We start from the raw sequence: 9,359 nt of genomic DNA, 5'->3' as shown, positions 1-9,359 counted from the left end.
TAAATCACAAATTCCAATAGTAATTGGAACTGAATAAAAAACGTTTTACAACACCGGCTATAGTTCATTGCTTCTGACTTTCCTCACGGAAAGTCCTCGCAAATTTGCTATCTTCGGTTTACGGCGGACAAACCTAACTAATCAACCCGCAACTGTCCATACTCGAAACCGTTAGCAAAAATTAATGAAAATGCAGTCTAGAAATAAAATTTTAATTACCAATTTTATATTCCTAATTGGAATATTAATTCTATTTCTAAATGACCAGCTTTTTAAATTCAGTTTTTCGAATTTTCTAACGGGAAAGATTTCTGATATACTTGGCTTAATAATCTTCCCTTTTTTGCTGACATACCTATTTCCTAAATTAAAAGAATACAGTGTTTTTTTGGCTGCATTAATTTTCGCTTTCTGGAAAAGTGAGTACTCTCAAAATCTTATTAATTTTTATAATAGTGTTTCTCCCATTGAAACATCGAGAGTAATCGATTATTCCGATTTTTTAGCTTTATTTTTTCTACCAATCCCTTTTATACTAATTAAAAATTCAGAAAAACTACAAAAAATTAGTTTTCAAACACTCAATGATAAGTTGTTATTAATTCCAATATTTTTAATATTAATTGCCGAAACTCCACCAATTGATTACTATTATTCACAAAGCGATGGAAATTTAAAATGTTATAATTGTACAGCTAAAGTTAAATATGGAACAAACGATGTTATAAAGAAGCTTAAAAAAAAGGGATTAGTATTTGATTCAATTCAACCGATCTATATTAGAGGGGTTGTTGACTCAACTTCCTATCTATGTTTTAAAAAAGAATTAATATTAGGGAATGATACATTAAGAAATTTAGATATTGCTTTACGTCCTCTCAAAAAAAATAAATCAAAAATTTATTTCAATGGAATGACAGTTTCTAAAAATTTAACGAATGAAGAATTAAAGAAAAAACTTAGAAAATATTATGAAAAATTAATCTTCAACGAGATAAATAGTAAATTATAACTTTTACTAACACCGTATATAACAAATAGCTACCTATTTTCTAAAATAAAAATTTAGGTATATTTGGCTTGTTGCGCGGCGGAAAAATATCTGCTAACTTACACCTACTTGTCATATACAATCACGTTAGCAGCAATGAAGTGAGAAAGTAAAAAATTTTAAAACAGGTAAAAAAATATAGTTAATATAAAAAATGATACACTCTTTTTTAATGATTGGTCAGTCAAATATAGCAGGACGTGGTTTCCTGAAAGACGTAGCACCTATTTATGACGAACATATAAAAATGCTTCGAAACGGAAGATGGCAGACAATGGTTGAGCCAATAAATTATGACCGTCCAAATGCTGGTATAGGCTTTTCAGCTTCTTTTGCAGCAGCGTGGCGTTTGAAAAATAAATCGGACGATATTGGTTTAATTCCATGTGCAGATGGGGGAACAAGCCTCGATGATTGGGCTATTGATGGATTGCTCTTTAAACATGCAATAGCGCAGACAAGACTTGCTCAGCAAACAAGTACTTTACAAGGTATCTTATGGCATCAAGGGGAAAATGATTCTACTCCGGATTGTGCTAATCAATATGGAGAAAAATTTTCTTTGATTGTGAAGACAATTCGCAGTGAACTTAATATTCCCAATCTCCCCATAATAATAGGAGGACTTGGTGACTTCTTGACAGAAGGAATGTATGGTGCCTATTTTTCAGCTTATCAAATTGTAAATAAGGCATTACAGGATTTTGCTCAAGCTAACCATAATTGTTATTTTGTTACTGCTTCAGGTCTCACATCCAATCCGGACTTTATACATATTGATGCTGCTTCCCAAAGAAAATTTGGCATTCGATATTTTGAGGCTTTTAACAGACAGGAACATATTTTGGAACCGATTAACCTTGAAAATGAAAAATTAGAGATTATAAATAACAGGCCTCTATCCAATAATGAAAAAATTGGACTGTTAGATTTAAAGTTTTCAAGTGGTGCTTTATCCTTAGAAAGTTATAAAACGGAAATCGCAAAATTGAAACAATAGGATAAAATTCAAGAAAATGCTGCTAACACCGTGTACAATTGATTGCTTGTTCTAGCCTACTTACGAAAATCCTCGCAGATTTTCTATTCGCTTTTATTTGCTAAATTACGTGCTTAACCACGCAACCAACCATACACAACAACGTTAGCAATAATTTAGAACCTAAAATTCGCAACAATTCTTTTCCAAACACATCGTTTCGTTATTCCTTCACAATATGTGGATAATTGTTGTGACGATTCTGGAATCGTAGAATATGTTCTTTTACAATCACACCTTTATCAACATTTATAGCATTTTTTATGGTCTTATTTTCATTCCAACTCTCGCGACCAGATATAACAGATGACACATGTACCAATAATGCTGCAGAAATAGATCTTGAAGCACTTTCCCAAAAATAACTTGGTGTATGATCTACCGCGTAATAATCAATATTATCTAAGGCAATTATTGGGTTTTTAAAAGTGGTAGGTTTTGCGAAATAAAAACCCATGCCTTCGTCGCAACTGACATCAATAATAAGAGAACCAGGTTTAAGCATCGATTTTTCTTCTTCTATTACATAATCAATTGGATCGCCTGTATCCTGATATGTACCATTAATTATTATTTCAGATTCATTAATTAAATCTAATAATGGTCTTTGTGAACCATCATGTTCAACTACAATTAATCGTGGTTCGTTTTCGCTTCCTTTTCTAACTCTAACATAGTGTACATTTAAGACTTCTTCTCTTACTTCATGATCCGGCCTTTGGATACATATAGTAATATCTCTAAAACCATGTGCTTTTAAGGCGTAAATAGCACCTCTACTTACAGCACCAAAACTAAATATAATTACCTTCCGCTGATTTCCATAATGACCGTCTATTCCCTTTAATTGCAATGCGTGAATAACTGCACTATATCCAGCCATTTCATTGTTTTTATAAAATGTATGTCTTCCAATTTGTCCGCTAGGATTCCACACATACATATCTTCAAAAGCAATTAAGGTTAATTTTTTATCTATAGCTGTTTGTGTAACTTGCTTATTTTGAACACAATGCGGATAACCCCAAATAATACCACCCTCTTTTAGTTCTTTAAAATCTGATAAAATAGGTTTGGCAATTATAGCACAACCTATGTCTGCTAAAATTTCACCTCTTGAAGCAACTCCTCCAGTTAAGGCACTGATATCTTCGTCTTTTATGTTGAAAGGTTTTCCATAACCTTCTTCAAAAATAAGTTGTCTTCGAATATGTTCTGGAAGTCTATTTAAATGTTCTGGATGAATAGGTACTCGCCTTTCATCTTCTTTATTTGAAGTACCAATTACTCCCATTTTTAAAAAAGCCATATATTTTTAAATTAAAACGAATTGCAGAGTAATGACATGAGCAAAGCGTAAGATTAAAATTACTATTAGATAGTTACTTACTAGCAATTAGGCATTAAGTTGGTCACTATTGTTTCATTAATCAAAGTAAAGGCTTAAAGTAAAAAGCCTCTATAATTCGCTGAAGTAGTACGAAGAGATATAATATCAACAGACAGATAATACTTTGTCAAAGATACCTTTAAATAAACGATTATAAGGATAATACCAAAATAAAAACTATTGCCAGCACCGTGTATAATTAATTGCTTTGGTCGTTGCTTATTTGGAAAATTCCTTCGGAATTTTCTCGCGTTCTTTTTGTTTACTAAATTAGTTGTTCAACCACGCAACTAACCATACACAAACACGTTGTAAGCAAGCTGAAAAGCCAGCCGCACAAACAGCACATTTGGTTTTTCCCGATACGAAAGCCAACACATAAAAACCAAAAGAGCAGTTTTCTGCCAAAGCCAAAAAAAAGAAATATGATAAATTGGACAAGTCAAAATATACTTAAAATCAACAATGATATTGATTGCTTTGAAACTGATACTGTAGATGAATTTAAAATAGACAGCTTACGCAAACAAATAGAACCTTGGCTCACTCGATTCGCAGATCTTTTACTATATATTGAAATTATAGATCATCGGGATCAAAAATATATCAGAAAGGAGAGGTGCAGGCTATTAAGGGTTGAAGTAAAATCTCATATCGAGGAGCGGCTAAAAAATTTTATGAGGGATCTGGATATTTCTCCGGTATTTATTCGTGGATTGCTACGCGATTTTGAAGTAACCCCTACAAAATGCAAAGCCTGGGATGAATTTGAATTTGATCGTTATTAAGCAGCTTATTTAATCGACTATCTTTAGGGTGGCACTCTGAAATAAACGAATAGTTATTATTTTTTAAATAACTTAAATAGGAGAAAAAACACTATATACCTTTAGTACGCTAATATTTTATAATCTTTTTAATATCACTATAAATCTGCTGCTGGTTAAACAGTAAATCACTATCCGTAATATTCAAGGCAAAGCATGGTATCTCTTTTGTAATTTTTGGCAGTTTAAACCGCACCTTTTTATCCTTTCCATCGGCAAAGGCCACGAATTCCCCTTCTTTGAGCCTAAAAAAAGCATCAGCCCTTCGTTTGGACACTTCTCTTTCTCCTTTGGTAATCCGGCTTTCGTAACTAAGACCACTGCTTTTACTAACACTTTTGGTGGGGGTTTTGATGATCTCAAAAAAGCGTTCATAATATTTAGCCGTATCAGGATCATTCACCTTCCCAAAAAACTGATAGGACAGATTGCTTAGAATCGCTTTGCTGGCTTTATCGCCATACAACAGATCGCTCTGTACCTTATCCTGCATTACATAGACGGTAGAAATATCATAACTGCGCAGCGTGGCTGGAATGCGATGCATATTGGGCAGTTTGAGGGTAGAAGCTTCCTCCAAAAGTAAAAAAGAAGCTTCACGCCCCCGTATGCTCATCTGTTTGATCATCGTATGCATGATCATGGCAATGACTGGAGAATAAGCCCCATCGTATTTTGGATGGTTCACCAGTGATACCACTGCCGGATGTTCCGGGTGGTTAATATCCAAAGGCACTTCATCTTTGGAGAGCACATAGAACAGTTTTTGGGAGCTGATTTTTTTAAAGGCATTGGCCAGGGTACTTTTTACCCCGGCAGTCTGTTTTTCCGATTCGACCCCATTGATAAATGCGCTGGCCATACCGAGCGAGGTTAAATCTGATTTTAAAAATGTCACCAGTTTTTTGGTACTGACCACTTGAAACAGGGCAATAATATGAGGTAGCGTGCAGCAATCAGGATAAGCGGTTTTCATCTTCCAAATCATTCCGCTTAGTAAACCTTCCACGGCATCCGAGAAAAACTTATTACTTCCTGTGTTTGCCGAAAGGTTCTGTTCCAACAGATTTTCCATGAGCACCCGGGAGGCCTCATTCACACTTTCCTCATTAGGCAAGTATTTTGGCGCAATGGGATTGACCCGGTAATGGATCTGATCAAAAGCTATGGTGTAGAAATTTATATTTTTAAATAGGGGGTAGGCCATTTCCGTCAGTTCAAAATCCTTGTAGTCGTGGATCACTCCACAAAAGCCATAGTGACTAAAATGCTGTAAAAAATTATAGATCACACTTTCGGTTTTTCCACTTCCTGCCGAACCGATGATCGATGCACCCCGGCGGATATTATCCGCTTTAAAACGTCCGTTACTTAATTTAAAACGAACCTGGTATTTTTTATCCCCTGGCGCTTTGCGCTCTGCAAAAAACAATCCATATACCACCGCGACCAAGAACAAAGTAGGAGCGATGATATAGAGGGTAATATGTTCCCATTGCCAGTTCATATCCCAATCGATCCTGATTCAATCGCCTTGCCCACCCCTTTTTTCAATTGATTCAGCGCTTTTATAGCCAGTTGAAATTTATTCGTAGGAATGCTTAATACCGCGGTATTCACTCCTGAACTTTGTAATAATTTAAACGCCATTGCCTTTTTATTAGCCGGGAGTTTGGTAATGTTAGCAAAATACAATTTCGGATCTTTGAGAAAGGTCTTTCTGGCGCTATAGCTTTCTACATAATTTCGCTTATAACGGAATAGTTGATCGAAGGTTTTTTCTGAATTTTTGATAAAAGCATTACGATCAAAACCCCGTTTAACCATCTTGCCGTGCATTTCTACTTCCGAGGATTTATGCTTACTACCTGGGGAAAGGCTGTAGCGGTTGGAGGCATCCTTTCGGCTCAAGATGATATGGATATGGCTTTGCGGTCCCGGTTTGGCCATTCCCTGCACGATCCGTTTTCCATTCAATCGATGGGGTGCTGCTACTTCCAGACGTTGGATTTCTTTTTGAAGTGTTTTGATATTCCCCATGCGCTCTCCCCGGGAGATACTTCGGATATCATTTTTCAATGCTAAAATCTTCGTTGCATAAGGCTGATTTTCCCGCACTTGCCTATCGGTCCCTTTAAACGTGCGCTGGCGTTCTACCTTGGCATAATATTTAATATCCGTAATAGCCACCGGCCAACCATCGATTTCCCGGTGAAAAGCTCTGGCGTATTCCTTCATCGCTTCCCGGGTATAGCGTTTGAGGGATTCTGGGGAATCCTGAATAGCTTTAAGTTCCCGACCGCTTGGATTTAATGTAATCGAATAGAACTTAGGCTCTTTATTTTTAAGTTTGGCTGTATTGCCATCGATTTCCCGGATCACTTCTTCGGCGGTTATTTCATCGTGCTGCTTATCAAAAAAATGCTCCAGTTCGGGAAGCGGTTTGCCTTCATTTTCCTTTTCCAGATACTCCACAAAATCGGCAGCACTTTGTGCATAATTACCCTGCACTTTATGAGCGGTGATGGTGATGTACATTATTAAGTTCTTTTTGAAGTTCTTCTAATTCGTCTTTCTGCATATCCAGCTTGTAATATCCCTTCCCAAAAGTTCCTTTCACATAAGTTAAATGTTCCAGTAGGCGTTGCGTTTTATTTTGGTAGCTGCTTAGCTGCTGTTGCATCTGATCATAGCGTTTTTTATAATGTTCCAATTCGGTATCCCGGGAAAGGGTTTCCGGTGTTCCAAAATCAAACCGTTCCACTTCTTTTTCTTCCTCGTCTACCTTGTTCATTTCCTGAAATAGCGTGTCCAGCATCGCCTTGGTGGGCAGGGTCTGTTGCTTTTCAATATTTCGTACAATAGCTATTAAAGCATTGATCCTTTTTTTAGTCGCATCCGTTTTTACGCCAAGATTATCATTAGGGTTAAGATTATTCCATTTAAAGAAGTTTAACATTGCTTCGAGGGTTTCCGAATGCGACTTGGAAATTTCTTTGGAAAATGCCCTAAAACGCTCGGCAATATCTTTTTTGATATTGATGCCTGAAAAGCCGTATGTTGAAAATTTCTTCATTTTTGCTGCAAAAAAGTGCCTGTTTACAATGGTTTCCAAGGGGTTTGCTGCAAAATCCTGAATATCAGTATAAATGATATATATTTAAATAACTGATTATTAGTGACTTGCATAGAAATTGACAGCTGAGACACCGCTTTGCGTGTCACCCTCTTGCTCTTCCCTTAGTTTAACTTTGTTATTTGTTTAGGGATTATTATTGGTTTAGATAACTTATCAACTAAGGCTCTTTTCTTTAAGTAATTCCTCATAATAATAAATAACGATCTAGCCGATAAAGGTGCTTTATACGCACTCCAAAGTTCGAGGCTTATTTATTAAAAATCCTTTATCGGTTTTCTCTGAACAGTATCAAATGGAAATCCAGGTTAAAGACCTATTTATTGGGGTTCGATAGGCATTCAGGTTAAACTCTTTACATTTCAACACTCTTGTTATACAATAAATTATAGTTATTCTCTTAGAGATAAAGATCTTTGTGATAGTGAATAACAATCAACCGGTTAAGGCGCTTGAATTGCTCTTCAAAGTTTTCAGACTTAGAACTATTGATTACATCCTTTCTCGGTTATTATCTGAAATAGCATCAGATGGAAATTCAGGATTTTAGGCCTATTAACAGGGATTAGATAAGCGTTCAGATTGTTGATTGTATTTCTTATTAATTGTTCATTTTAATTTTTTAATCATGGCCCATTCTAATTTTATTTACTTTGTCGGTATCGACATTTCTAAAAGTACTTTTGATGTTGCAATTATTGATCAGCATCAATCGCCCACCTCCTTTAAATTTCAAAATACAGGCAAAGGGGTGAATGCTTTTCTTCGGTTATTAAAGAATAAAAAGTATCCTTTACAAGATACTCTTATCTGTATGGAACATACCGGAGTGTATGGGCGGATCATTATAGCTAAATTGGCAGAAAAACAAGCTAATTTCTGTGTAGAGATGTCTTTGAGGATTGCTAAAAGCATCGGTATACAACGGGCTAAAAATGATAAGGTTGATGCTATACGAATAGCTAAGTATGCTGAAAAAAACAGTAATGAATTAGAGTTATACACACCAATTCCTTTGGTATTGGAGAAGGTAAAACTATTGATTAAGATCCGTGAAAAATTGGTGCAATTTAAAGCTGATTTACAAAAGCATCCTAATGAAATGAAGGCTTTTGATCCAGAGCTGGGTAAACTCGCTGAGAAAAACATTAAAAAAACAATCAAATGTTTTACTAATGAAATTAAACGGATTGAGGAGGAATTAAAAGAGCTTATCCTTTCTGATAACCAGCTCAATAGTACCATAGGCTTGGTAACCTCGGTGACTGGAATAGGCACTATTACAGCTTTATATTTTACCATTTTTACAAATTTCTTTACTCGTTATACCAATCCGAAACAATTGGCTTGTTATTGTGGTGTTGTACCCTTTGAACATACTTCTGGATCAAGTGTTCACAAGCAATCCAAAACACATCCTATTGCTAACCAAACCCTCAAAAAACAACTACATATGTGCGCCCTTGCTGCTGTGCGGCACGATCCTGACCTAAAGGTCTATTACCACCGAAAAGCAGAAGAAGGAAAAAACAAAATGCTTGTTCTAAACAATGTTAGAAATAAACTAGTGCTACGTATATGTGCTGTTGTAAAAAGACAAAAACCTTATAAAAAGCAGGTAGCCTAAACTTACTTTTTGTGCCATATGATATTTATTCATTTTTATTTGGTTTTAACATGGAAATCAATTTCTGTCCCGAAGGGACCCAAATTTCCAGACATTCCACTAAAGCAGAACGCCATTATTATTTTATGGATTGGTCATTTAAGGAAAGTCAAATCACCCATCCCGATAGCTATCGGGACGGGATTAAATAATGACCAAAAGTGTTATTCATGAACCTTCTAAAGATACGATTTAAAAGAAATAAGCCATAGAAAAAGCCCTCATTTAATAAGGGCTTATTTGGTGTTTT

9 protein-coding genes are annotated in these 9,359 nt (G+C 35.6%); 5 read left to right on the top strand and 4 right to left on the bottom strand.

The genetic code is table 11. From position 1 onward, the window contains the following. Positions 1 to 190 precede the first annotated feature (190 nt). Together ACN0WI_RS16620 and ACN0WI_RS16615 are read left to right on the top strand one after the other, a co-directional pair. Complete coding sequence (locus ACN0WI_RS16620; protein WP_417888171.1) at positions 191 to 1,012, top strand: hypothetical protein; 822 nt, start codon at positions 191 to 193, stop codon at positions 1,010 to 1,012. A gap of 193 nt (positions 1,013 to 1,205) precedes the next feature. Beyond that, a complete protein-coding gene (locus tag ACN0WI_RS16615; protein ID WP_417888170.1) occupies positions 1,206 to 2,051 on the top strand; it encodes a sialate O-acetylesterase in 846 nt (281 codons plus the stop codon). Between the two features lie 202 nt (positions 2,052 to 2,253). On the opposite strand, the gene ACN0WI_RS16610 is transcribed toward ACN0WI_RS16615, so the two are convergent. Beyond that, positions 2,254 to 3,399, bottom strand: coding sequence for a N(5)-(carboxyethyl)ornithine synthase (locus tag ACN0WI_RS16610; protein ID WP_417888169.1), 1,146 nt, complete (start codon positions 3,397 to 3,399; stop codon positions 2,254 to 2,256). Between the two features lie 506 nt (positions 3,400 to 3,905). Here ACN0WI_RS16610 and ACN0WI_RS16605 point away from each other — a divergent pair. Further along, on the top strand, positions 3,906 to 4,268 hold the full coding sequence (locus ACN0WI_RS16605) for a hypothetical protein (RefSeq protein ID WP_417888168.1): 363 nt from the start codon (positions 3,906 to 3,908) through the stop codon (positions 4,266 to 4,268). 109 nt (positions 4,269 to 4,377) lie between these two features. Here the strand turns inward: ACN0WI_RS16605 and ACN0WI_RS16600 are convergent, their stop codons facing one another. The 3 genes from ACN0WI_RS16600 to ACN0WI_RS16590 are packed head-to-tail and all read right to left on the bottom strand — an operon-like array spanning position 4,378 to position 7,383. After that, entirely contained in the window at positions 4,378 to 5,814 is a 1,437-nt protein-coding gene (locus ACN0WI_RS16600; RefSeq protein WP_417888167.1) for a type IV secretory system conjugative DNA transfer family protein, read from the bottom strand. Then, positions 5,811 to 6,845 carry a MobB family relaxase gene (gene mobB, locus ACN0WI_RS16595; protein WP_417888166.1) on the bottom strand — a complete coding sequence of 345 codons (1,035 nt, stop codon included), beginning with the start codon at positions 6,843 to 6,845 and terminating at the stop codon, positions 5,811 to 5,813. Before mobB ends, ACN0WI_RS16600 begins: the two co-directional genes overlap by 4 nt. Beyond that, on the bottom strand, positions 6,820 to 7,383 hold the full coding sequence (locus tag ACN0WI_RS16590) for a BfmA/BtgA family mobilization protein (RefSeq protein WP_417888165.1): 564 nt from the start codon (positions 7,381 to 7,383) through the stop codon (positions 6,820 to 6,822). The genes mobB and ACN0WI_RS16590 overlap by 26 nt, the downstream gene beginning before the upstream one ends. 688 nt (positions 7,384 to 8,071) lie before the next feature. Here ACN0WI_RS16590 and ACN0WI_RS16585 point away from each other — a divergent pair. Both ACN0WI_RS16585 and ACN0WI_RS16580 read left to right on the top strand, forming a co-directional pair. Further along, complete coding sequence (locus tag ACN0WI_RS16585; RefSeq protein WP_417888164.1) at positions 8,072 to 9,070, top strand: IS110 family transposase; 999 nt, start codon at positions 8,072 to 8,074, stop codon at positions 9,068 to 9,070. Positions 9,071 to 9,081: 11 nt separating this feature from the next. Then, the gene (locus ACN0WI_RS16580) at positions 9,082 to 9,261 is read left to right on the top strand and encodes a hypothetical protein (RefSeq protein ID WP_417888163.1); all 180 of its coding nucleotides are present in this window, start codon (positions 9,082 to 9,084) and stop codon (positions 9,259 to 9,261) included. The last annotated feature ends 98 nt before the right edge of the window (positions 9,262 to 9,359 follow it).

Source organism: Zunongwangia sp. (assembly GCF_048269745.1).
In the GTDB taxonomy this organism is placed as follows: Bacteria; Bacteroidota; Bacteroidia; order Flavobacteriales; family Flavobacteriaceae; genus Zunongwangia.
Note: the sequence above shows the minus strand (reverse complement) of the source record. Positions and strands in the feature narration are given on the sequence as shown.

Coding starts and splice junctions, on each gene's coding strand:
- ACN0WI_RS16615 (WP_417888170.1), top strand. CDS start 1,206: ATGATACACTCTTTTTTAATGATTGGTCAGTCAAATATAGCAGGACGT.
- ACN0WI_RS16590 (WP_417888165.1), bottom strand. CDS start 7,383: ATGAAGAAATTTTCAACATACGGCTTTTCAGGCATCAATATCAAAAAA.
- ACN0WI_RS16610 (WP_417888169.1), bottom strand. CDS start 3,399: ATGGCTTTTTTAAAAATGGGAGTAATTGGTACTTCAAATAAAGAAGAT.
- ACN0WI_RS16585 (WP_417888164.1), top strand. CDS start 8,072: ATGGCCCATTCTAATTTTATTTACTTTGTCGGTATCGACATTTCTAAA.
- mobB (WP_417888166.1), bottom strand. CDS start 6,845: ATGTACATCACCATCACCGCTCATAAAGTGCAGGGTAATTATGCACAA.
- ACN0WI_RS16605 (WP_417888168.1), top strand. CDS start 3,906: ATGATAAATTGGACAAGTCAAAATATACTTAAAATCAACAATGATATT.
- ACN0WI_RS16600 (WP_417888167.1), bottom strand. CDS start 5,814: ATGAACTGGCAATGGGAACATATTACCCTCTATATCATCGCTCCTACT.
- ACN0WI_RS16620 (WP_417888171.1), top strand. CDS start 191: ATGCAGTCTAGAAATAAAATTTTAATTACCAATTTTATATTCCTAATT.